Origin of the sequence: Snodgrassella gandavensis, from assembly GCF_914768025.1 — a bacterium.
GTDB lineage: Bacteria > Pseudomonadota > Gammaproteobacteria > Burkholderiales > Neisseriaceae > Snodgrassella > Snodgrassella gandavensis.
This window is the reverse complement of the sequence record NZ_CAJZCE010000001.1, coordinates 1-23065: the sequence shown is the minus strand read 5'-3', so window position 1 is coordinate 23065 and position 23065 is coordinate 1. Positions and strand designations below refer to the sequence as shown.

Annotated in this window: 20 protein-coding genes; 12 read left to right on the top strand and 8 right to left on the bottom strand. The window is 46.9% G+C overall.

The genetic code is table 11. The annotated features are described in order from the left end of the window. Positions 1-22 precede the first annotated feature (22 nt). Complete coding sequence (gene nfsA, locus MJ764_RS00100) at positions 23-763, bottom strand: oxygen-insensitive NADPH nitroreductase (RefSeq protein WP_239323516.1); 741 nt, start codon at positions 761-763, stop codon at positions 23-25. A 19-nt stretch (positions 764-782) separates the two neighbouring features. Then, positions 783-1382 (bottom strand): NAD(P)H:quinone oxidoreductase, encoded by a 600-nt coding sequence (wrbA, locus tag MJ764_RS00095; protein WP_239323514.1) that lies wholly within the window; start codon positions 1380-1382, stop codon positions 783-785. Positions 1383-1514: 132 nt separating this feature from the next. On the opposite strand from wrbA, the gene MJ764_RS00090 reads away from it, so the two are divergent. From MJ764_RS00090 to MJ764_RS00070, 5 genes are all read left to right on the top strand, one after another. After that, complete coding sequence (locus MJ764_RS00090; protein WP_239323512.1) at positions 1515-2756, top strand: YihY family inner membrane protein; 1242 nt, start codon at positions 1515-1517, stop codon at positions 2754-2756. Positions 2757-2838: 82 nt separating this feature from the next. After that, a complete protein-coding gene (locus tag MJ764_RS00085) occupies positions 2839-4170 on the top strand; it encodes a M23 family metallopeptidase (protein ID WP_239323510.1) in 1332 nt (443 codons plus the stop codon). Positions 4171-4241: 71 nt separating this feature from the next. After that, positions 4242-5006 (top strand): exodeoxyribonuclease III, encoded by a 765-nt coding sequence (gene xth, locus MJ764_RS00080; protein WP_239323508.1) that lies wholly within the window; start codon positions 4242-4244, stop codon positions 5004-5006. An 8-nt stretch (positions 5007-5014) separates the two neighbouring features. After that, the gene (locus MJ764_RS00075) at positions 5015-6121 is read left to right on the top strand and encodes an anhydro-N-acetylmuramic acid kinase (RefSeq protein WP_239324059.1); all 1107 of its coding nucleotides are present in this window, start codon (positions 5015-5017) and stop codon (positions 6119-6121) included. 112 nt (positions 6122-6233) lie between these two features. Then, entirely contained in the window at positions 6234-8612 is a 2379-nt protein-coding gene (locus MJ764_RS00070) for a DNA translocase FtsK (RefSeq protein WP_239323507.1), read from the top strand. A gap of 79 nt (positions 8613-8691) precedes the next feature. On the opposite strand, the gene lgt is transcribed toward MJ764_RS00070, so the two are convergent. Continuing rightward, positions 8692-9543 (bottom strand): prolipoprotein diacylglyceryl transferase, encoded by an 852-nt coding sequence (gene lgt / locus MJ764_RS00065; protein WP_239323506.1) that lies wholly within the window; start codon positions 9541-9543, stop codon positions 8692-8694. Between the two features lie 283 nt (positions 9544-9826). Between lgt and hmpA the strand changes: the two genes are divergently transcribed. Together hmpA and MJ764_RS00055 are read left to right on the top strand one after the other, a co-directional pair. Beyond that, the gene (gene hmpA / locus MJ764_RS00060; RefSeq protein WP_239323502.1) at positions 9827-11044 is read left to right on the top strand and encodes an NO-inducible flavohemoprotein; all 1218 of its coding nucleotides are present in this window, start codon (positions 9827-9829) and stop codon (positions 11042-11044) included. An 85-nt stretch (positions 11045-11129) separates the two neighbouring features. Further along, entirely contained in the window at positions 11130-11579 is a 450-nt protein-coding gene (locus MJ764_RS00055) for an Rrf2 family transcriptional regulator (protein WP_239323500.1), read from the top strand. Positions 11580-11618: 39 nt separating this feature from the next. On the opposite strand, the gene MJ764_RS00050 is transcribed toward MJ764_RS00055, so the two are convergent. From MJ764_RS00050 to MJ764_RS00035, 4 genes are all read right to left on the bottom strand, one after another. Then, positions 11619-12818 (bottom strand): LD-carboxypeptidase, encoded by a 1200-nt coding sequence (locus tag MJ764_RS00050; RefSeq protein WP_239323499.1) that lies wholly within the window; start codon positions 12816-12818, stop codon positions 11619-11621. 213 nt (positions 12819-13031) lie between these two features. Beyond that, positions 13032-14474, bottom strand: coding sequence for an aminoacyl-histidine dipeptidase (locus MJ764_RS00045; RefSeq protein ID WP_239323498.1), 1443 nt, complete (start codon positions 14472-14474; stop codon positions 13032-13034). Between the two features lie 75 nt (positions 14475-14549). Next, positions 14550-15287, bottom strand: a complete 738-nt coding sequence (ubiE, locus tag MJ764_RS00040; RefSeq protein WP_100091304.1) for a bifunctional demethylmenaquinone methyltransferase/2-methoxy-6-polyprenyl-1,4-benzoquinol methylase UbiE — start codon at positions 15285-15287, stop codon at positions 14550-14552. Positions 15288-15357: 70 nt separating this feature from the next. Next, on the bottom strand, positions 15358-15717 hold the full coding sequence (locus MJ764_RS00035) for a gamma-butyrobetaine hydroxylase family protein (protein WP_100113342.1): 360 nt from the start codon (positions 15715-15717) through the stop codon (positions 15358-15360). A 195-nt stretch (positions 15718-15912) separates the two neighbouring features. Between MJ764_RS00035 and nadE the strand changes: the two genes are divergently transcribed. The 3 genes from nadE to MJ764_RS00020 all read left to right on the top strand — a co-directional run bounded on the left by nadE (position 15913) and on the right by MJ764_RS00020 (position 18766). Beyond that, complete coding sequence (gene nadE, locus MJ764_RS00030) at positions 15913-16704, top strand: NAD(+) synthase (RefSeq protein ID WP_239323497.1); 792 nt, start codon at positions 15913-15915, stop codon at positions 16702-16704. A gap of 237 nt (positions 16705-16941) precedes the next feature. After that, a complete protein-coding gene (locus tag MJ764_RS00025) occupies positions 16942-17715 on the top strand; it encodes a nucleotidyltransferase domain-containing protein (protein ID WP_239323496.1) in 774 nt (257 codons plus the stop codon). Then, positions 17702-18766, top strand: coding sequence for a DNA polymerase beta superfamily protein (locus MJ764_RS00020; RefSeq protein ID WP_239323495.1), 1065 nt, complete (start codon positions 17702-17704; stop codon positions 18764-18766). Before MJ764_RS00025 ends, MJ764_RS00020 begins: the two co-directional genes overlap by 14 nt. 110 nt (positions 18767-18876) lie before the next feature. Here the strand turns inward: MJ764_RS00020 and MJ764_RS00015 are convergent, their stop codons facing one another. Beyond that, positions 18877-20592, bottom strand: a complete 1716-nt coding sequence (locus MJ764_RS00015; protein ID WP_239323494.1) for a proline--tRNA ligase — start codon at positions 20590-20592, stop codon at positions 18877-18879. A 158-nt stretch (positions 20593-20750) separates the two neighbouring features. Here MJ764_RS00015 and hemG point away from each other — a divergent pair, with 158 nt between their 5' ends. Both hemG and MJ764_RS00005 read left to right on the top strand, forming a co-directional pair. Continuing rightward, positions 20751-21281 carry a menaquinone-dependent protoporphyrinogen IX dehydrogenase gene (hemG, locus tag MJ764_RS00010; protein ID WP_239323493.1) on the top strand — a complete coding sequence of 177 codons (531 nt, stop codon included), beginning with the start codon at positions 20751-20753 and terminating at the stop codon, positions 21279-21281. Positions 21282-22342: 1061 nt separating this feature from the next. Next, positions 22343-23065, top strand: a 723-nt coding sequence (locus tag MJ764_RS00005; RefSeq protein ID WP_420853904.1) for a hypothetical protein, incomplete at its 3' end; no start/stop codon positions are given.

Below are 23065 nucleotides of genomic sequence, written 5' to 3'. Positions count from 1 at the left end.
GTGAATTTTTTAGCAAACCTGTTTAGCGTTTGGCCAAACCCTGCTGGTGTAAGAATGGCAAAATCTGCGGACGTACCGGTTGAGCAAAGTTGTTGGCTACTGCCTTACTCCAGTTCAGATCAAGCCCGCTGCGTTCACGGTAATACAGCGTAAGCTGTTCATCATAAGCGGCAAGCTTGGCTGGATCAAGTGGGCGATAGCGGTTTTCGCTCACCAATGTATCCAGCGGCAAGCGCGGACGATACATCGGATCTTGTGCCGGATGCCCCAAGCATAGTCCAAATAGGGGGAAAGTTAACTGGGGCAAGTCCAGAATTTCGGCCGCCCGTTTTACATCATTGCGCAAAGAACCAATATACACCCCGCCCAATCCGAGCGATTCAGCCGCCAACAGACAGTTTTGCGCCATAATACCCGCATCAACAGCACCAATAATCATCCCTTCGGTCCAGTCCAACTGTGCTTCGGGAAAAGCGAGTTTATGTCTGGTGTAGTCCACACAAAATACCCAGAATTCGGCTGCGGTACGCACATATTTCTGGTTGGCCGCTACTTCAGACAAAGCTGCACGCTTTTCCATATCCGTTACCCGAATAATATGCACGCTTTGCATAAAACTGGATGAAGAAGCCGCACGCCCTGCTTCCCAAATGGCTTCACGCTGTTCATCCGTTAACGCTTCCTCGGTAAATTTACGAATGGAACGGTGGCGGTAAATAGTCGGCAAAGTAGCCGCACTGCTTAAATTGGAGTGGTAACTCATCATAATTCCTAAAGTTATTTCAGCGCGCCAAACGCAACGCCAGTTCTGCCAGTCGTTTGCCCTGTGCAAATGCCAGTGCATCCTCTGCATCACTTAGTTTGGGGCAATTTTCGTGTCCTGCAACATGGCTGGCACCATAAGGGGTGCCACCGCTTTGCGTCTGGTTCAGTTGCGGCTCACTAAACGGGATACCACACAGCAGCATACCGTGATGCAACAATGGCGTCATCATGCTTAAAAGTGTACTTTCCTGCCCGCCATGCAAACTGGTGCTACTGGTAAATACACAGGCTGGCTTGCCAATCAGGCTACCGGCCAGCCATAGGCTGCTGGTACTGTCGAGAAAATATTTAATAGGCGCAGCGCAATTACCAAAGCGGGTTGGACTACCCAGTGCCAGTGCGGCGCAGTTTTGCAGTTCTTCCAGCGTAACATAGGGTGCACCCTCATCTGGAATTTCCGCAGCAGTTGCTTCACACACAGCCGAGACTTTGGGCACAGTCCGCAACAGCGCTTCGCAGCCAGCCACGCTGTCTACCCCGCGTGCCAGCGCCAATGCCAGATTGCGCGTACTGCCAGACAAACTGTAATACACCACCAGAATGGGTAAATCTGCCATAAACCGCTCCTTGAACAGTGTTTGAATGCCATTATTGTGCCGTAACTGTCATAGCTTGACCAGTCAGCATGGAAATTCTGCACTGTAGAGGCTTTTTGGTTACAATCAATTAGCCCCTTATCAGGAGTAGCCATGGATATACATTCATTTAAAAGCAAATATTTACAGCAGCGCTTGCCGCAGTTTTTACTGTTTGTCGGACAAAATTATCAGCGCTGTAATTTGCCCCTGATTGCCGCCAGCCTAACTTTTACCACCTTGCTGGCACTGGTACCGTTTTTTACCATTACCGTGATTGTGGTAAATGCCTTTCCCATGTTTGCGGATATGGCCACACGCTTTAACCAGTTTCTGACTCACATTATTGTGCCGGCAGCCGGTGCCGACTCAGTCAGCGATTATCTGTATGCCTTCCGTGATAAAGCCAGCGGCCTCACCGCAGTAGGCATTAGCTTCATGATTATCACTTCATTAATGCTGATTCAGACCATAGAACATGCGTTCAATCAAATCTGGCAGGCACGCGACCAGCGCCCGCTATGGATTCGAATCCTGATTTACTGGGCATTACTCACTCTTGGACCGGTAGTACTGGGCATGAGTCTTTCAGCCATTGGTTTATTGTCTAATCCGGCCAATATGGCCAGCCAGATTCCGTTTTACAGCACACTTTTCGGCATTGTTACCAATCTGGCACTGATTACCCTGTTGCTGTTTCTGATATACAAACTGGTGCCATTCTGTTTTGTTCGATGGCATCATGCTTTACTGGGTGCCATCATCACAGCAGTCGGGCTGGATTTACTGCGGCGTGGATTTGCCATTTTCGTAACCGATTTTGGCAATTACCAGAAAGTGTACGGTGCCTTTGCTGCCATACCGGTGTTTTTAATCTGGCTAAATTTATTATGGCTTTTATTACTTGCCGGTGCCGTACTCACCTCCTCACTGCCCTACTGGCATCAGGAAAGATTTCGCTATTTGCATCAGTGTCAGCCATTTGAAAACGCACTGGATATGCTATACCAGCTATTACAGGCTCAGCAGCAGGGGCAGGCTGTTAAATCTGGTCAGCTTCAGCAACAGCTCAGTATTAACGATAAACATCTAGACCAGATACTTACCCAGCTCGAACAACAACATTATATTGCTCACAGCAGCAATGGCTGGCTATTGCAAACAGATCCAGACAAAATCATGCTGGCCGATTTGTATAAACTATTTATTTATCAGCCAAACCACAATTCAGCAGTAGGCAGTTCAATTCAGTCTCTGCTGCAACCATGTTTACAGCAACTGGATATCAGTCTGTGTGAATGGGCAAAACAGTTGCCACAGCAGCTTTCAAGCCAGCAGCCACAAAATAAAGCATAAAAATAATCTGCCACTGGCATTTTCAGGTAAATAGTTTTACATTTACCGGTTTTAGCGTTGCACTTTCAGCAAAATACCAACCATGACTATGTTTACCCACTCAGCAGCGTTACTCCGGCACCTCAGGCAGAAAATAGCCAGCAAACCCAAACTCTGGTGTAGCATGGCCGTAGCCAGCACATTGCTACTGTGCATAGCTGTTGTGCTTATTTCCAGCCGCAAACATACTCCAGAGCGCTATCAGGCAAAACACATCACCCTAAAAATAGCACCAGTAACCATCAAAACTCATGCAGTCAACCTGAATTTCTGGCGTGATGAGATTGTCCAGCCGGGCGACAACATCAGCATGGTACTGAGTCGCTTTAACATCCGCCCCGAAGAAATCCAGCAAATAACCAATCTTAAAATCATCAAAAATAAAGTACAGCATTTACAAGTTAATCAGGTATTCAGCATACGCATGGATAATAATGGCCACCTCACCGATATCCAGTTTTTTAATGACGACGACAATGGTGAAAAAAACCTGGTGGCACTGAAAAAAGTTGACAATAGCTGGAATGCCGATGTCAGTGCGGTTGATACCGAAACCCTGCCAACATTCAAAGCTGTAGTCGTGAAAACCTCTGCCCGTGGCGCACTGGCACAGGCAAGCATACCTGTGGAAATCCGCGAATCACTGCGCGAAATTTTCAAAGATAAAATAGACATCAACACCTTGCAAAGCGGTGATACCATCCGCCTGATTTACGATAGCCTGTATTATCGTGGTCAGGAACTGGCTACCGGCGATATCCGAGCTGCCGAATTCAACCATAATGGCAACCTATATCAGGCCTATTATTACGACACCGGCAATGATGGCAATGGCCAGTATTATGATGCCAACGGCAAACCACTGCGCAAAGGCTTTACCAGCGTACCGGTTGAAGGTGCGCGAATATCCTCACCATTCGGTACCCGTTTTCATCCGATACTGCAAACACTGCGCATGCACAGCGGCATTGATTATGCTGTCGCTAGCGGCACGCCCATCCATGCGCCGTCTGATGGTACCGTTGAAAGTTTTGGCATCAAAGGGGGTTATGGCAATACAGTCGTATTACGTCACAACGACAGCATGCAAACCCTGTACGGACACATGAGTGCCTTTGCCAACCTCAGTGTCGGCCAGCATGTGCGGGCAGGAGCTATTATTGGTTATGTAGGCAGCACCGGTGTTTCTACCGGTCCGCACCTGCATTACGAAGTACGGATTAACGGCCAGCCGGTAAACCCAACCAGCGTCGCCCTGCCCACCCGTACACTGAATGCTCGCGAACTGGCCGATTTCAGGCAGAAACAGCGCCACTGGAATGAGCAGCTAGCTAGCATCCGCAACCTCAAAGTAAGCATTGCCCAACTGGATTAATCACTGTATCCACTCTGGAACTCACCACACTTTACGCATACAATAACCGTTTTGCTGTTACAGAATTCATCATGAAAATCGCTACATGGAATGTCAACTCACTGAATGTGCGCCTGCCCCACACCCTGCGCTGGCTGGAAGAAAACCAGCCGGATATTCTGGCCTTGCAGGAGCTTAAACTTGAGCAGGACAAATTTCCAGAGACCGAATTTACCCGAATTGGTTATCATGCAGCATGGAATGGTCAGAAAACTTACAATGGCGTTGCCATACTTAGCCGCCAGCCTCTTGAGCAGGTTACCATCAATATTCCCGAGCTGAATGAACCGCAAAAGCGCATTATTGCTGCTAGCATCAACGATATCAGGGTTATCTGTGCCTATTGTGTAAACGGCGAAGCAGTAGGCAGTGAAAAATTTGCCTATAAAGAGCACTGGTTTGCCGCGCTGAATGCCTATATGCGTCGTGAACTGGCACAGCACCCCAAAACCATTCTGCTGGGAGATTTCAATATTGCTCCGCAGGATATAGATGTTTACGATCCAGAAAAATGGCAGGACAAAGTATTATGCTCGCCACAGGAACGCAGTTGGTTTCAGCAATTGCTGCAACTGGGGTTGACCGACAGCCTGCATTATCTGTATCCCGACAGTGCCCACTACACTTGGTGGGATTACCGCATGAACATGTTCAAACGCAAGCTCGGGTTACGCATCGACCATATCCTGCTGAGTCAGCCATTACTACCGGCATTACGTGAAGTACAGGTGGATAGCGCTGCTCGTGGCTGGGAACGCCCCAGTGACCATGCGCCGGTTATGGCTACACTCGCCTGATGAACAGCATGCAATCCTGCCAATATTATATTGGCCTCATGTCTGGTACCAGCATGGATGGCATCGACGCAGTACTGGCTAAACTAACAGGTACCCAATGGCTGGGCGTCTGTGCGCATGCATTCATCGCCTATCCCGAAAACCTGAAACGAAATTTACTGGCGCTGCAAACACCAGCACATAACGAGCTGGCACAGGCGGCCGTACTGGCACAGGAACTAGCGCACCTCAATGCACAGGCAGTTAGTGCCGTACTCATTGAAGCCGAGATAGAGGCTCAGGCAATAACTGCTCTTGGCTGCCACGGCCAGACCATACGCCATGCACCCGAGCAGCACTACAGTATTCAGCTAATGGACTGGGCATTACTGGCCGAACTCACCGGTATCACTACAGTAGGTGATTTGCGTAGTCGCGATCTGGCCGCAGGTGGTCAGGGCGCGCCATTGGTACCAGCTTTTCATCAGGCCGTTTTTGCCAATGAGCAGCATAGTCGTGTGGTATTGAATCTGGGCGGCATTGCCAATATCAGCGTACTGCAACCCCAGCAGCCGGCTTTTGGCTTTGATACTGGACCGGCCAATATGCTTATGGACGCATGGGTACAACATCACTGGCAGCAGGAATTTGATTACAATGGTACACTAGCCAGTCAGGGACAAATCATTGAGCCACTATTGCAAGCCATGCTCAGCCATGACTACTTCAGCCAGCCCTACCCCAAAAGTACCGGCCGCGATTTATTCAGCTTCGACTGGCTCAACCAATATCTCACCGGACAGGAAAATCCCGCTGATGTTCTGCGTACTTTGCTCGAGCTTACCGCACAAACTGCGGTAAACGCCATCATCAATGCCGCACCCGCCACCAATAACGTCTATGTCTGCGGCGGCGGAAGCCAAAACCGGCTCTTAATGCACACACTGGCACAACTGCTTGAACAGCACCAGATTTCCCTACACAGTACCGATAATTTACAAATACCAGCACAACTGGTTGAAGCCGCTGCCTTTGCCTGGCTGGCGGCATGCTGGTATCAACGTCAGCCCGTAGCTACCCATCATGCTACCGGTGCTGCCGGGGCACGCATTCTCGGTTGCGGCTACTGGGCTTAACCATCCGCAAAAAACCGTTAAATCCTGTTATCAATATCAGCTATAATCGCCAACAGACCTTATAATAAACAGTTAATTTCAGATAAGAATACTAAATTCAGTTGCAAGATTTATGGCCACCACACGAAAAAAATCTGTCCCCCGTAAACAGCCGCCACGAAAAGTAAAGCCACAGAATGTGCAGGCGCAGAAAGTTAGCAAACCGAAACAGCCATGGTTAATGAACCTGATTAACGACATTTTCTGGCTGCTGGCGCTGATGGTTACCCTGTTTACCATTTTGTCATTAATCAGCTTCAATATGGCAGATCCGGCTTGGTCACGCGGAATCGGCCAGATTAACAAACCCCATAATTTGGCCGGCTTAACCGGAGCTTGGCTGTCTGATATTGGCTACTACATTTTCGGACTATCCGCCTGGTGGAGCATCATCGCCGCCATCATGGCTCTGTATAAAAGCTTCCGCCCGCTAAACGCCCGCTCACTCAATACCAGCGATGACAGTTTGCCCTATAGCAACTGGCTGGCCTTAACCGGTTTATTTATCCTGCTCGTTTTCAGCCCTGCTCTGGAAAATCTGGTATTTGCCAGCATGCTACAGGATGCCCTGCCTATCGGTGCCGGCGGTGTGATCGGGCAATCACTCGGCAGGCTGCTACAGCAATTTTTCGGCCTTACCGGCGGATTAATTATCAGCATCTTCATGATGCTGATTGGCGTGTCACTGTTACTACAGGTATCGTGGCTAACCGTAATCGAAAAACTTGGCACCCAGTGTGAATGGTTCTGGTGCAAACTGCTGCGCCGGCCACGGCGTCTGATTACCGAATTTCCCAATAACAAAACCGTACGGCGCATGGTCAAACAGGCCAAAACCATTACTGCCAAAAATATCGATACGCCTGTGCTTGCCACCAGCAATCGCAAAACCGTAGCCGTGCGCACTGAACCTACAATAGCACAAAACATAACCGAACCGGCGCCAGAGCCCGGCCAGCCAGCCGCAATAAGTGAAAATGGCCTTATCCACTTACCAGATGTCGAATTACTGAGTAAACCAACCAGCCAGCCAGCCGTTGTCAACAGTGAGCTTCTGCAACAAACCGCCACACATATCGAATCCAGATTAAAAGAATTCGGCGTTGAAGTAGAAGTCACCAGCGCTACCACAGGCCCCGTCATCACCCGCTATGAAATCGAACCGGCACAAGGTGTCAAGGGTAGCCAGATAGTTAACCTCAACAAAGACCTGGCACGATCACTGTCCGTCCAGAGCGTACGCGTTGTCGAAACCATCGCCGGCAAAACCACCATGGGAATTGAGCTGCCCAATGATGAACGCCAAAGCGTTCTGCTCACAGAAATTCTTGGCGCAAAAATTTTCCACGATGCCGCCGATAAACTAACCATGGCCATGGGTAAAGACATTGCCGGTGCACCCGTTATCGCCAGTCTGGCAAAAATGCCGCATTTACTGGTTGCCGGCACCACTGGTTCCGGTAAATCAGTCGGCGTCAACTGCATGATTCTGTCGATTTTATACAAAGCGCAGCCAGATGAAGTACGCTTCATCATGGTAGATCCGAAAATGCTCGAATTAAGCGTATACGACGGCATTCCGCATCTACTGGCACCAGTAGTCACCGACATGAAAGAAGCCGCACAGGCACTCAACTGGTGCGTTACCGAAATGGAAAAACGCTACCGGCTCTTGGCACACGTAGGTGTACGCAACATCACTGGCTTCAACGACAAAGTAGCAGCAGCCAAAGCTGCTTCCACCCCACTGGTTAACCCATTCAGTAACAATCCGGATGAACCGGAGCCGCTGGATAAACTGCCTTACATTGTAGTAGTCATTGACGAACTGGCCGACCTGATGATGGTTGAAGGTAAAAAAGTAGAACAGCAGATTGCCCGTCTGGCACAAAAAGCCCGCGCTGCCGGCATTCACCTGATACTGGCTACCCAGCGCCCCAGCGTCGACGTCATTACCGGCCTGATTAAAGCCAATATCCCTACCCGACTTTCCTTTCAGGTATCCAGCAAAATCGATAGCCGCACCATTCTCGACCAGATGGGCGCAGAAAACCTGCTCGGCAAAGGTGATATGCTGTTTTTACCGCCCGGTCAGGCTGAACCAACCCGCCTGCATGGCGCATTTGTGTCCGATGAAGAAGTGCATGCCGTTGTTAATTTCATCAAACAGCAGGCGCCCACCCAGTATGTGGAAGGTTTACTGTCTGGCGAAGCAGCCCAGACCAACGTCAATCAGGTTAACCCAAATGCCAACAGCGACGAATTATTTGATCAGGCAGTGGCTTTCGTACTGGAAACGCGCAAAACTTCCATTTCCTCATTACAGCGCCATCTGCGCATTGGCTACAACCGTGCCGCCAACCTGATGGAAGCACTCGAAGCTGCTGGCATTGTCTCTGCGGCCGAACTGGGCGGTAACCGGCGGATTCTGGCACAAAAAGACAATCTGTAATCCATTCCGAAGCTACCCATATAATAAAGCCGCAATAAACACACCTTTATTGCGGCTTTAACCATATTACCAGTCCGGCTTACTTCGCTTTCCTGCCGGCATAAACAAAGCCAATCACACCAATCACAATCATCGGCAGACTGAGCCATTGCCCCATCGACATATGCATCGCCAGCAAACCAAGAAAATCATCCGGTTCGCGCGCATATTCAACAATAAAACGAAATACCCCATAGCCCAGCAAAAACAGCATCGATGCTTGTCCCAGCGGGCGTGGCTTTTTAGTAAACAGCCACATAATCACAAACAGCACAATCCCTTCAAGTATAAATTCATACAGCTGCGAAGGATGACGCGGCAGCATCTGAAACTTCTCCCATACCGGCAGCCACTTCTGCGGATCCTGCATCACCAGCATCACATCATTTTCACGTGCATGCGGAAAACCCATTGCCCAGAAAGCATCCACACTGGTCACCCGTCCCCACAGCTCACCATTAATAAAATTACCTATACGGCCACATGCCAGCCCAAGCGGCACCAGCGGTGCAACAAAATCGGCCACAGCCCAGAACTTAATCCGGTGTTTGCGCGCAAACAGCCACATAGCCACCAGCACACCAACAAAACCACCATGAAACGACATCCCGCCCTGCCAAACTTTCAGAATCTCCAGCGGATGGTTCAAATAAAAAGCCGACTGATAAAACAGCACATAGCCAAGACGCCCGCCAAGAATTACCCCCAGCACACCCCAGGTAATAAAATCATCCAGCGTCTCATTGGTAAAAACCGATTGCCCCCCCTTAATCCGTTTGCGTCCCAGCCAGATAAACAAACAAAAACCAACAATATAACTTAACGCATACCAGCGAATCGCCAACGGTCCCAGATGCACCAGCACCGGGTCAAAATTCGGATGAATCATCATAAACTTATCATTCCTCAGATATCTTGCTCATCATCTCATCTGCCACAACAACATGTGTCAGATAACAGTCAGCACGGCCATAAACACTACAGCCAAAACAGCACACAGTTTAACCCATATTAGTCAAACCATGCGCCCCTTTCAGCCTCCCTGCATCTCCACAGCTATACTAGAGTAAAAATAACCCTCACAAACAGCCGTATACACATTGACAGCCAGTAACAGGCAGCCTAAGATAAAATATGTATATTATATACATATTAAATTCATCGGGAGAACAACCATGCAATTAACTACCAGACAAATCAAACTGGTTCAGGCAACCATACCCACACTACAGCAACATGGCGTTGAATTAACCCGTTACTTCTACAACAGGATGCTCAGCAACAACCCAGACCTGAAAGAAATATTCAACCTCGGCAACCAGCGCAACGACACCCAGCCACAGGCTTTGGCCAGCGCCGTACTTGCTTACGCACAGAACATCACCGCATTACAGAATCTGGACAACGCCATCAGCCAGATAGCGCACCGCCATGTCAGTCTGGATATTCAGCCTGAACAGTATCCAATAGTCGGCACCAACCTGCTGCACTCCATCAGCGAAGTATTAAACGTACCCATGGACAGCGAACTGATAGAAGCGTGGAGCGCAGCCTACCAGCAACTGGCCGATATTCTCATACAAACCGAAACAAACCTTTACCAGCAACAAAACAATACTAAAGGCGGCTGGAATGGCTGGAAAAAATTCAAAATTGTCGATAAACAAGAAGAAAGCAGCGAAATTACCTCATTTTATCTGCAACCAGTCGACAACGCCCCATTGCCGGAATATCAGCCCGGCCAGAACATATCCGTTCGCGTCATGGTGCCACAACTGGGTATCAGACAACCGCGCCAGTACTCCCTGTCCGACAGCAATCATCCCGAGTATTTCCGCATAAGCGTCAAAAAAGAAGCTGCCGATCAGCAGCACAAAGCAGGTTACGTTTCCACAACCCTGCATGAACACTACCAGATTGGCGATGAAATAGAAGTTACCAATCCAACCGGCACCTTCTTATTACACAATCCGGATAAAAATACTGTACTGATTAGCGCAGGTGTGGGCATTACCCCCATGATAGCCATCCTCAATACTCTCGCAGCAGAAAACAATCCACACCAGCAGATTAGTTTCATCCACGCCTGCCGCAATAGCAATGTACTGGCCATGCATCAGCACATCATCGAATTACAGCAAACCATGCCTAATCTGCACAGTTATCTGGCCTGCGAAAATCCGGGTACAGAATTAGCCGCAGACAAAATCGGCCGGCTGGAACTCGCCGAGCTAGATCGCGCTTTGCTGCCAGCAGATGCCGATTATTATATTTGCGGCCCTAAACAATTTATGCATAGCCAGTACCAGACCTTGCGTAACCTGCATATATCGCAGAATCAAATCTTTATGGAACTGTTTGGCACAGGCGGAGTCAGCCAGCTCACAGCCTGAGAAATCAACTGCAATTTAAACGTAAAACTTTTCATGGCAACTGAAAACAGGCAAAATTATTCCATCAACAGCCCGACAGTCTGCCATGCAATTAAACCGCTTCACCGATTTAGGCTTGCGCGTACTAATATCACTGCAATACCTGCCCGAATCCGAGCTTTCCACAGTAGAAAGCCTCGCCAAACAGCTCAACGTATCCAGAAATCATCTGGTAAAAATTGTTTATTTTATGGCACAAACCGGTTGGATTGATTCATTCAAAGGTAGAAACGGCGGTATCAGGCTGTCTGCTCTTAGCCATCGGCTCAAACTGGGTGACATCGTTCAGGCACTGGAACAAGCTTCGTCCGAAACACCCGCCTTAATCAACTGTCAGCAGCCACCCTGTTCAATAACAGAATTCTGTTATCTGCCACAAATATTCAGCGAAGCACAACAGGCTTTTTATCATTCACTAAACTGCTATACCCTCAGGCAGCTACAGGCACCGGCCACCCATCAGGCGGTCATCAAATGGCTGGATCAACAAACATAACCCAGACAGACATGCGCAAACACAGACAGCCTGAACAGACTACATCACATCTTCTGTTTCTGACGACGGAGTCTCATTAGCTGGCGCACCCACTATTCCATTAAGCAAACCTTCAACAGCCGGCGGTTGCGGAATCAAAGTACTCAAAGCCAGCACAGAAGCATTCAGAACCGGGTAGTCCCTGAAATCAATCTGATAACCACCATCACTAGTCGAATGCAAACTGGCATGGGCACCAAGCGGGAAAGTTACCTTATCAGCAATATGACCAAAAGGAAATTCGGTTAATACCGGCACCTTTGTCAACCGAGCCATCGTCTGTACCACAGAATTAAATGTATAACTACTGTCATACACATCCCGAATCGACCCCATACGGAAATTACCCAGCACAATTGCCTGCTGGCGTCCGAGAATACCGCTTAAAAACAAAGTCTGAAGCATTCGTTCAATCCGGTATGGCTGCTCACCTACATCCTCAATAAACAAAATACCGCCCTTTACCTGCGGCATATAAGGTGAACCCACCAGAGCAGACAGCACACTCAGATTACCACCCCATAAAATCCCCTCTGCCCGAACCTGATAATTCTGCATAGCGGCAACCCTAACCGATATAGCCGGATTACAACTATTATCAATAAAAGAACGGGTAGTAAACTCACTCATCTGCGGCTTGCCAAATTCACTGTACAACATTGGCCCCGCAAAACTGCACATCTGTCCCTGCGCCAGCAAAGCCAGTTGCACCGCAGTCACATCACTATAACCAAACAATAACGTGCCCTGTTCACGCATCCGCGCACCCAGATCAGACCAGTTAACCAGCGGCAAAATACGCATCGCGCCATAGCCACCACGCAACCCCATCAGCACCTTTGGCACAGGTACACGACCAGCGGCCACCTCCTGCAAATCAGCAGCCCGCTCAGCATCACTGCCGGCAAAACGCTGATAGCGACGCACAGAAGCCTGCTGATTACTGACTACAAAACCGGCCACGGCCAGACGCTGTACCGCCAGCTCACTGCGACTGCTGCTCTCTCCAAAACCGGAACAGGCAAAAATACGCATAGTATTCAAATTATTATTATTATTCGATTGTACAGGTACTTTAGGGGAAGACGTTGTCGGTACGGAAGGCTTCTGGGTATTACCACATGCCTGCAATAAGCCAGCACCTGCAAAAGCAGCACTGGCACGCAAAAAACCACGACGGCTCTGTTGTTGGGCATCCATAAAAACTCACTTCCTGATCCAACGGATTATCTGAGTGAAAAACACCGGCCATTGTAACAAAAAACAGTTCATACCGATTAACAGCCAGAACCAGAACAATTAAAGCCGACACACACACCAACCATACCTTACTATAGCCCTGTTGTCATGAACCATCGCAAAAATAACAAAAAGGCATGGAATCACCATGCCTTTCTGAATCAAACCAACCTATCACTGGCGCGGTGGTATCGATTTCAGCAAATCCAGTAAAATAGCCCAGCACTCAGCCACAGCAGCAATCTCTACCCGCTCTTTAGGCGAATGGGCAGCACGAATAGTCGGCCCGAAAGACACCATATCCAGATGTGGCGCCTTACCACTGAGAATACCGCATTCCAGACCAGCATGAATAATCTGTAACGGTGGCTGTTTGCCATAATGTCTGGCAAATATATCACTGGTAAGCTTCAGCAATGGCGAATCTGCATTCGGCGCCCAACCCGGAAAATCTGCCGTTAAATCCAGATGCGCACCAGCCAGACGTGCCAGAGCCGCCAGACGCAGACTAAACTCATCTTTCGGCGTTTCCAGAAGCGAGCGCATCAGACAATGTATTTGCAAGCCCGCGGCACTGGTTTTCACCTCGCCCATATTGGATGAAGTTTCCACAATACCGGTAAACTCTGCACTCATGCGCATCACCCCATTGGGTACAGCCACCAATAAATCCAACGCTTTCTGTGTACATGCCAGTGTAGCAGCCTGCGGCAAACTTTCCGCCGGTAATACCTCAATGCACAATTGCGTTTCTTCTGCCCATTCTGCCGCAATAACAGCAGCAATCGGTTCTACCGCCGCACGAGCTGCTGCTTCATCCATCACAATCACAGCCTGAGCCTCACGCGTAATCACATTACGCAACTCGCCACCCTGCCATGAGCCCAGAGCAAACGGTTTCTGCGCATACAGGCTGGCCAGCACCCGCGTCAGCAACACATTAGCATTGGCATGATTCTTATCAATATCTACCCCGGAATGGCCACCGCGCAAACCGGATACCCGAATCGTACACGCTGGCTCCTGATTAGGCTGCCAGTCCAGTGGCAAAGTCAAACTGGCATCACGACCACCAGCACAGCCAATAAAAATTTCACCCGCTTCTTCTGTATCCAGATTAATCAGATATGGCATCTGTAACCAGTCTGCGCTCAATGCCTCAGCACCGCCCATACCGATTTCTTCTTCCACCGTAATAATCAGCGTTAATTCAGGATGAGCCACATCATCAGCAAACAGCACCGCCAGCCCCATGGCCAGGCCGATACCATTATCAGCCCCCAGCGTTGTATCATTAGCCCAAACCCAGCCGTCCTCAATTCTGGTCTGAATTGGATCATGCCGAAAATCATGCTGCGAATCAGTGCCTTTCTGCGCCACCATATCCATATGAGCCTGCATCGCCACCGGTACACAATTTTCCATACCCGGCGTAGCTGGCTTGCAAATGCGCAGATTACCTTTCGCATCGATATCTGTTGCCAGACCACGCTGCTGCGCCGCCTGCACCAGCATTTCCCGTACAGCCTGTTCATGAAAAGTCGGACGAGGCACAGCACACAGACGCGCAAACCACTGCCATACCGGCTGCGGCTGTAATTGTTCAATTTCACTCATATTCTTTAATCCAGTCACAGATAAAAACAAATCAGGCCACCATATGGCAGCCTGAACACAGTGTCAACCAGCAAGCTAAAACTTAACTCCTTTATGCAAAGCCACTACCCCAGCAGTTAAATTGTGATAACTTACACTGTCAAAACCTACATCCAACATCATCTGTCTTAACGTTTCCTGATCCGGATGCATGCGAATTGATTCCGCCAGATACTGATAACTGTCTGCATCTTTAGCAATCAGCTTGCCCATCAGCGGCAACATCTTGAAAGAATACAAATCATAAATCGGCTTGAGCGGCTTAAACACATGGGAAAATTCCAGCACCAGTAAAGTACCGCCCGGTTGCAATACCCGATACATTTCTGCCAGCGCCACTTCCTTATGCGTCATATTGCGCAAACCAAACGACACCGATACCAGATTAAAATAATTATCTGGAAACGGCAGTTTCTCCGCATCACACAACGCCACAGGCAGCGCCAGCCCCTCGTTCAGCAAACGGTCGCGCCCCACAGTCAGCATGGAAGAATTAATATCCGTTAACCATACCTCACCGGAACGCCCCACCCGTTTAGCCCAGCCGCGCGACAAGTCGCCCGAACCACCAGCAATATCCAGTACCCTGTCACCCTTGCGTAACGGCGCTGTAGTAATCGTGAAGTGCTTCCAGACCCGATGCAAACCGCCAGACATCACATCGTTCATCACATCATAGTTCTTGGCTACCGAATGAAACACCCCGGCAACACGACCCGCTTTTTCATCTTCATCAACAGTTTGATAACCAAAATGAGTTTTGTGATCGCTCATACCACACTTTCAGAATTAAATATTGCCCAAATAAATATATCCAGCAACCAGTACCAGTATCACTACAGCATTAATCCGGTTCACGGCTGGCACCAGCCAGAAATAACTGTTGTTCATAACCGGCCCAGTGTTCAGCCTGTCGCACAGCCAGATCATACAGATAGTCCCAGTCGTACAGGCCAGTATCATGCCCATCCGAAAAAGCAATACGCAAAGCATAATTGCCCACCTGCGACAAACCGGCAATCGTCACATAACGCTTGCCCGTCTGTAATACCTCCTGCCCCACACCATGACCGCGTACCTCAGCACTGGGCGAAAACACCCGCAAATACTCCGCTGCAAGCTCATATACCTGTGATGCATACACCAACCGCAATACCTGTCGGTTCTGGCTCAAACGGATTTCAGCTGGCACCCTATCCTGCATACAAACTACATTCCCATCACAAGACATTAATAAACTATACCTATTCTAACCCAATATCCCGCTTACTGCCCACACAGATTACATACAACAGCCAGCAAATCACCACCATCAGCAACCACCTTGCAGATACTTTGCAAGCCTGCCTGTAAAGAAGTATATTAACTGAGTTGCACAATCAGCCAAAGGATGCACACCATGCAAACAACAGCCATCATCAAACACATCGTTAACTGGCTATGCGATTACGCCACTGAAGCCAATTGCAAAGGCTTTGTCGTTGGCGTTTCTGGCGGTATCGATTCCGCAGTCGTCTCCACCCTTGCCGCCCAAACCGGCCTGCCCACACTGGTGCTGGAACTACCCATTCACCAGAAAGTTAACCAGATAGCACGTGCACAAGAACATATCCGCCAGCTGAAAAGCCGCTTTACCAACATCGAAGAACACTGGGTAGACCTCACCCGCACCTTCGATTCATTCACCATGGCCGTAGATATCGGTGATAACAAAGAAGAACAAACCCAGCTGGCACTGGCCAACGCCCGCAGCCGCCTGCGCATGCTTGCACTATATTACTATGCCCAGCAACGCGGCCTGCTTGTCGTGGGTACTGGCAATAAAGTAGAAGATTTCGGTGTAGGCTTTTTCACCAAATACGGCGACGGTGGCGTAGACCTCAGCCCGATTGCCGACCTGCTCAAAAGTCAGGTATATGCCTTGGCCAAAGAACTGAATATCGACCAAAAAATCATCGACGCCCCGCCTACCGACGGCCTATGGGATGCAGACAAAACCGACGAAGAACAGATTGGCGCCACCTACCCCGAGCTGGAATGGGCAATGAGCGTCTACGACACACATAAAATCGATGACTTCACCGGCCGCGAACGCGAAGTATTTGCCATCTACGACCGCTACCACCGCGCCATGCAACATAAAATCAACCCGATTCCAGTATGCAAAATTCCGCCAGAATTACTTAACTAACACCAAAACCAGATTGCAAAATCTGGTTTTTTATTCCCTAATGAAACCTTATGGCCAAATCAAAAGTCTGGCAAAAAACATATCCATTACGCAGCCATAACAATCAAGTCAGAATTAAATAACCATAACTTCACACAGACTCAAATCCTCACCGAGAAATCATACCCAGAACAAAAATTGTAAAAATATATTAATCCAGTCATACTAGCATAATAAAATAACTTTAAACCCCACAGCATGATGCAAAATATTATCCAGCAGCAATTACAACAAATAGAACAAAAACATAATATCCAGATTATTTATGCATGCGAATCCGGCAGCCGTGCCTGGGGATTTGCCTCGCCCAACAGTGACTATGATGTGCGCTTTATTTACCTGCATCCAATCGAAAAATATCTAGCCATCGAACCCATAAAAAATCAGCTCACCTTTCCTATTACCAGCGAGCTTGACATTCACGGCTGGGATTTAAAAAAAACCTTGCAACTCATCCACAAATCCAACGCCACACCATTTGAATGGTTACAATCGCCAATCATATATCAGCAGCAAACAGACCTCGCCCAGCAACTATGGTGTCTATGTGCCCATTACTTTAATCCCAGAGGCAACGTCCATCATTATCTGGGCATAGCTTCCAGCGCCCTGCAAAACCTCCATGGCCGGCAAATTAAAATCAAACAGCTATTTTATATCCTCAGACCATTACTCTGTGCCTGTTGGTGTATTCAACATAAACAGATTGCACCAATGACAATCACTCCTCTACTGCAATTACTCCCAGCAGATTTACACAAACAGATTCTGGCGCTCATCGATTTTAAAAATACAGTTGTCGAATCCCATATAATCGAAATCAGTAGTAATCTACATGATTACATTACAACCACCACCAACCACATCAAATCACAAATACCCCAATTACCAGCACTAAATTTCACCGCCACACAACTGGATACTTTTTTCATCAACACATTAAAAAAACGTACCAGCCATGAACATCAATGATTTAAAAGCACAAAACCTGATTTTACTGGAAGTAATCAGTGGCAGCCGTGCATTCGGTCTGGCCACCGAAACTTCAGACACAGATATCAAAGGCGTATTCTACTTACCCAAAGACAAATTTTACGGTCTGCACTATATTCCACAGATCAGCAACGCCAGCAACGATATTGTTTACTACGAATTAGGCCGGTTTACAGAACTATTACTGAAAAACAACCCGAATATCATCGAAGTACTGGCCTCAGCTCCTGAATGTATCCTTTATCAGCATCCGCTGATGCAGCAATTTTCACTAAAGCAATTTTTATCCAAGCAAATTCAGCAGACCTTTATTAATTATGCCTGCTCACAAATAAAAAAAGCCAAAGGACTAAACAAAAAAATCAATAATCCAGTAGACAGCAAACGCAAAACCGTTTTCGATTTCTGCCATATCATTGACCAACAACACTCCTACCCACTCAACAACTGGCTGCAACAGCGCCAATGGCAACAACACCAGTGTGGATTAGTCAACATTCCTCATGCCACCGACTTATATGCACTATACTATGATGAAAGCGGCAACAAAGGATATCGTGGCATTATTCAGCAAGAAAATGCCAATGATATTTGCTTATCTTCAATCAGCGCCTCCGACCCGTTTATTGCCTATCTGAGTTTCAACCGTAGCGGATATTCCACCTACTGCCACGAATACAAAAGCTACTGGCAATGGGTGGAAAAGCGAAATGAACAGCGCTATCTCACCAACAGCCAAAGCGGGCAGGATTATGATACCAAAAACATGATGCATACCATCCGTCTGCTCCAAGTGGCATTAGAAATCATTTCGCATGGCACCGTCACCAACAAACGCCCAAACCGACAAGAATTACTGGATATCAAACATGGCAAATTCTCATATACAGAAATCCTGCACAAAGTCGATTCACTGGTTAGCCAGATTACAGCAGCCAGCAAAACCAGCAGCCTGCCAGAGGAGCCTGCTACAGCAGAAGTGATGCGCACCTTAATCAACATCCGCCAAACCCTGTATGCCAATCACTAAACAGGCAGCAAGCCATTTACCGGTAATCAGCCAGATTAAAAATATTAAATAAACCGCCCACAAAAAAACCAGACTTTAAATGTCTGGTTTTCTTCACAGTAACTTACCTATTAGTGTTTAAGCAACGCACAAATATGCGCCACCACCGCATCAATAGCCAGCTCGGTAGCCGCAGTATCCTTACGCGCCTGATATTCCACCTTACCCGCTTTCAGGCCACGGTCACCAATAACAATACGGTGCGGAATACCAATCAGCTCCGAATCATGCAGCAGCACACCAGAGCGCTCATCACGGTCATCCAGCAGCACATCCACACCCGCCTGCTGCAATTGCGCATATAAATCATCTGCCGCCGCTTTCACATCAGCAGATTTCTTATAATTCATCGGCACAATCACCACCGTAAACGGCGCCATCGCTTCTGTCCAGATAATACCGCGCTCATCATTATTCTGCTCAATTGCCGCAGCAATCACACGAGTAATGCCAATCCCGTAACAGCCCATTTCCAGCACCACATTCTTGCCATTCTGATCAAGTACCGTAGCCTGCATCGCCTCAGAATACTTCGTGCGCAACTGGAATACATGACCCACCTCAATCCCGCGCGCCAGCTTCAGACTACCCGTACCACATGGGCTAGGATCGCCAGCAACCACCTCGCGTAAATCAACAAATTCCGGCTCAGCAGCATCACGGCCAAAATTAAAGCCAGTATAGTGATGATCATCCTCATTAGCCCCAATCACCCAGTCTGCACCTTTAGCCGTAGCAAAATCAGCATACACCTTACCATTAAACCCCACAGGACCAAGTGAACCACCATGCGCACCATTAAAAGCAGCCTCAATCGCAGCCACCGAAGCCATGGTTAACGGTGCTTTCACCCCTGCCAGCTTCTCAGCCTTAATTTCATTCAAATGATGGTCACCCCGTACCAGCAACAGTACCACCGTACCCTCTTCCTCGCCCTCAACCACCAGCGATTTCAGCGTTTGTTCTACCGGCACCTGTAAAAAAGCCACCAGCTCATCAATACTGCGTACGTTCGGCGTATGAACCTTACTTAAATCCTGCCCGGCATACTGGCGTTCACCAGCCAGCGGCAAAGTAGCAGCCAGCTCAACATTAGCGGCATAATCAGAAGCATCACTGTAAGCAATAACATCTTCCCCGCTTTCAGCCAGAACCTGAAACTCATGCGACCCAGTGCCACCGATACTGCCGGTATCCGCGGCCACCGGACGATAGTCCAGCCCCAGCCGGTCAAACACACGGCAATAGGCATCAAACATATCCTGATAAGACTGTTGCAGCGATTCAAATGTCGTATGGAAAGAATACGCATCTTTCATCACAAATTCACGCGCACGCATCACCCCAAAGCGCGGCCGCACCTCATCACGGAATTTAGTCTGAATATGATAAAAATTCAGTGGCAACTGCTTGTAACTGCGAATCTCACTGCGCACAATATCAGTAATCACCTCTTCACAGGTTGGCCCCATGCAGAATTCACGCTCATGACGGTCAGTAATGCGCAACAATTCCTTGCCATAAAACGACCAGCGGCCACTTTCCTGCCATAATTCTGCTGGCTGCACCACCGGCATCAGCAACTCAATCGAACCTGCCCGGTTCATTTCTTCCCGAACAATCTGCTCTACCTTGCGCAACACCCGCAAACCCATCGGCATCCACGTATACAATCCGCTGGCCAAACGGCGAATCATTCCCGTACGCAACATAAGCTTGTGACTGGCCAACTCCGCTTCAGCCGGAGCTTCTTTTAATGTCGAAATATAAAACTGACTGGCTTTCATATATATCTCCAAAAACAGCCGCCATTGTACCAGCCTCCGGCCAGTAAAAAAGCCAATATCCCACACCAAAATAAACAAATTTTGCACAAAACAATTACGCCTAGCCAAACCCGGCAAGCATGGTATGATTCACCTTATTTAACCGCAACCACCCTGCCATGAATTTTCTGCTTATATACAGCAGCCGTTTTGGCTACACCCATAAAATTGCCCAGACACTGGAAGCACAATGGACTGCTGCCGGTAACACAGTTAACATGGTTAATCTGGCAGACACACCAGTTATCCAGCCGGGTGAATACGATAAAATCATTATTGGTGCGTCTATCCGCTACGGCCACTACGCTGCCGCACTGGCACCATGGATTGAACGCCATCAGCACATCCTCAACAGCACCCCAAGTGCCTTTTTCAGCGTCAGCATTCTGGCCAACAAACCTCACCGCAGCACCCCGCAAACCCATACCTACACCCGCAAATTCTTTACCAAAAGCCCGTGGCAGCCGCAAGCTATCGGCATCTTTGCCGGAGAACTGCATTACGCAAAATACAACCTGCTCGACCGCTACATGATGCGTTTGGTAATGAAACTGAACAAAGGCGAAACCCGTCTCAACGCACATATTGAATACACCGACTGGCAAAAAGTGCGCGAATTTGGTGAACAAGTACAGAAATTAAACAAATAAGCCACCACATACTTACTTTATCGTATGAATATAATATTTAAAAACGATAAAAAATAACCAACTTATCGACTTTTCAATAAACAGATACAGATATTTTTTAAATAAGCACCGAAAAAAATTACCAGAAATACCGCTTGAACAGCTCTTACCATATTCATCGAATAAAAAGCCCTAAAATTAGCGCAACCTGTTATATTTTCAAATTCAAAATCAGCTTACAAAATACAAAAGAAATAATAATTAAATAAATACCATCAATTAATACAAATAATTTACTTTAAGCAAAAATACAAAATTAAACTGCTTAAATTCATAATAATATTTAGAAACAATAAACTACCTAAACCAAAGAAGCTGGAAATTATTCATTTACAAAAATAGATTGATAAAACTCAAACCATAGTATAAAATAATTATATACTTACATAATTGTACATTTTAAAAATTCATAGCGTATTTATTAATAAATCAAGCATGCATCCAACAAACGGATGTGGATGCAGAGAATTTCATACACAGATAATCAGTTAATTAAAAAAACTGATTAAATTAATATTAATTACAAAAATTTATCCCGTTTTAGTATTGATTATTAAACAGAGTAATTCTAATTAAACTTAAACATTTAAAGCCCTAATTAGGCAGTTACAAAATTTTTTTATTTTACCAAGTAAATGAAAAATTGCAGCTTAAATCCAGTAAATATTCGTCTATCCAACTGATTCGAATTAGCGGAACTAACCGAATTGGTTTCCATTGATTAAGAAAGGATTATCAATCCTCTTACTCAACTACACCTTATTATGCCTAAATGAAAGGAAAATATAACTTAAAATCACATCCTAAAAGCATACTTAAAATTAAACCAAAATAACTACTTGAACCATAACATTAGTTTATTTGAGATCTAAACAACAGAATACATTTAGTATTACTTTAATTTTAAGTATATATTAATTATGATAAAAATATAAATATGATTAAATAAACATTTCAATAATAACCAAAACAAATTTATCCATTCAAAAATTCTTATTTTAATCTACTTAAAGGAATTAATAATGATACAAACTGACAACAATATTCCAAATGGGAGTAATAAAAAACCATACCGTTATGTATTTCAGGCAGGACATGGTGAAGATATTATCAACAGTAAAACCAGCGACAATAATCACAACCAGAACATCGAAATTGTATTCAAAAAAGCCCACGTAGCTAATGCAATTTTCTTACACTCAGGTAATGATCTAGTCATTCAGGCATTCAATAATCAGGACTCTGTCACCCTAACTGATTTTCTTAGCTCTGACAAAACCAATATTTGTACTTTTACATTCATCTTTGACGATAAAACATTAAACTCAGAAGATATTACCGATATAACAACGACTTTGGACGATACCAACAAAAACAATAAACCCACAGATTCACATAACAACAATACCATCAACGACAAAACAAGTAATGATAAGCCGCATGGCGAGAATGGTAATGATATTCTAGATGATATTGCCAGTTACGGTACTCTTATTAGCGGTACAGGTAATGATACACTTAAAGGAGTTAACTGGCAGAAAGACCGCTATGAATTCGAGGCAGGACATGGCCAGGATGTGATTTATGACCAAGGAAACACTGACTATAAGGACCAGTACAATGATGTAGTATTTAAGGGCGCCACTCTGGCTGATGCTCAGTTTACCCGTTCCGGTACTGATCTGGTTATTCAGGCTTATGGTACGGATGATTCTGTTACCCTGTCTAATTATTTTAACTACCAA

Bases quoted from the DNA above. Each gene is read 5' to 3' on its own strand.
- MJ764_RS00075 (WP_239324059.1), top strand. From the start codon at position 5,015: ATGCAATCCTGCCAATATTATATTGGCCTCATGTCTGGTACCAGCATG.
- hmpA (WP_239323502.1), top strand. From the start codon at position 9,827: ATGCAATTAACTACCAGACAAATCAAACTGGTTCAGGCAACCATACCC.
- ubiE (WP_100091304.1), bottom strand. From the start codon at position 15,287: ATGAGCGATCACAAAACTCATTTTGGTTATCAAACTGTTGATGAAGAT.
- MJ764_RS00050 (WP_239323499.1), bottom strand. From the start codon at position 12,818: ATGGATGCCCAACAACAGAGCCGTCGTGGTTTTTTGCGTGCCAGTGCT.
- MJ764_RS00025 (WP_239323496.1), top strand. From the start codon at position 16,942: ATGATGCAAAATATTATCCAGCAGCAATTACAACAAATAGAACAAAAA.
- hemG (WP_239323493.1), top strand. From the start codon at position 20,751: ATGAATTTTCTGCTTATATACAGCAGCCGTTTTGGCTACACCCATAAA.
- nfsA (WP_239323516.1), bottom strand. From the start codon at position 763: ATGAGTTACCACTCCAATTTAAGCAGTGCGGCTACTTTGCCGACTATT.
- MJ764_RS00020 (WP_239323495.1), top strand. From the start codon at position 17,702: ATGAACATCAATGATTTAAAAGCACAAAACCTGATTTTACTGGAAGTA.
- MJ764_RS00070 (WP_239323507.1), top strand. From the start codon at position 6,234: ATGGCCACCACACGAAAAAAATCTGTCCCCCGTAAACAGCCGCCACGA.
- MJ764_RS00015 (WP_239323494.1), bottom strand. From the start codon at position 20,592: ATGAAAGCCAGTCAGTTTTATATTTCGACATTAAAAGAAGCTCCGGCT.
- MJ764_RS00045 (WP_239323498.1), bottom strand. From the start codon at position 14,474: ATGAGTGAAATTGAACAATTACAGCCGCAGCCGGTATGGCAGTGGTTT.
- MJ764_RS00035 (WP_100113342.1), bottom strand. From the start codon at position 15,717: ATGCAGGATAGGGTGCCAGCTGAAATCCGTTTGAGCCAGAACCGACAG.
- wrbA (WP_239323514.1), bottom strand. From the start codon at position 1,382: ATGGCAGATTTACCCATTCTGGTGGTGTATTACAGTTTGTCTGGCAGT.
- lgt (WP_239323506.1), bottom strand. From the start codon at position 9,543: ATGATGATTCATCCGAATTTTGACCCGGTGCTGGTGCATCTGGGACCG.
- MJ764_RS00085 (WP_239323510.1), top strand. From the start codon at position 2,839: ATGACTATGTTTACCCACTCAGCAGCGTTACTCCGGCACCTCAGGCAG.
- MJ764_RS00055 (WP_239323500.1), top strand. From the start codon at position 11,130: ATGCAATTAAACCGCTTCACCGATTTAGGCTTGCGCGTACTAATATCA.
- nadE (WP_239323497.1), top strand. From the start codon at position 15,913: ATGCAAACAACAGCCATCATCAAACACATCGTTAACTGGCTATGCGAT.
- MJ764_RS00090 (WP_239323512.1), top strand. From the start codon at position 1,515: ATGGATATACATTCATTTAAAAGCAAATATTTACAGCAGCGCTTGCCG.
- xth (WP_239323508.1), top strand. From the start codon at position 4,242: ATGAAAATCGCTACATGGAATGTCAACTCACTGAATGTGCGCCTGCCC.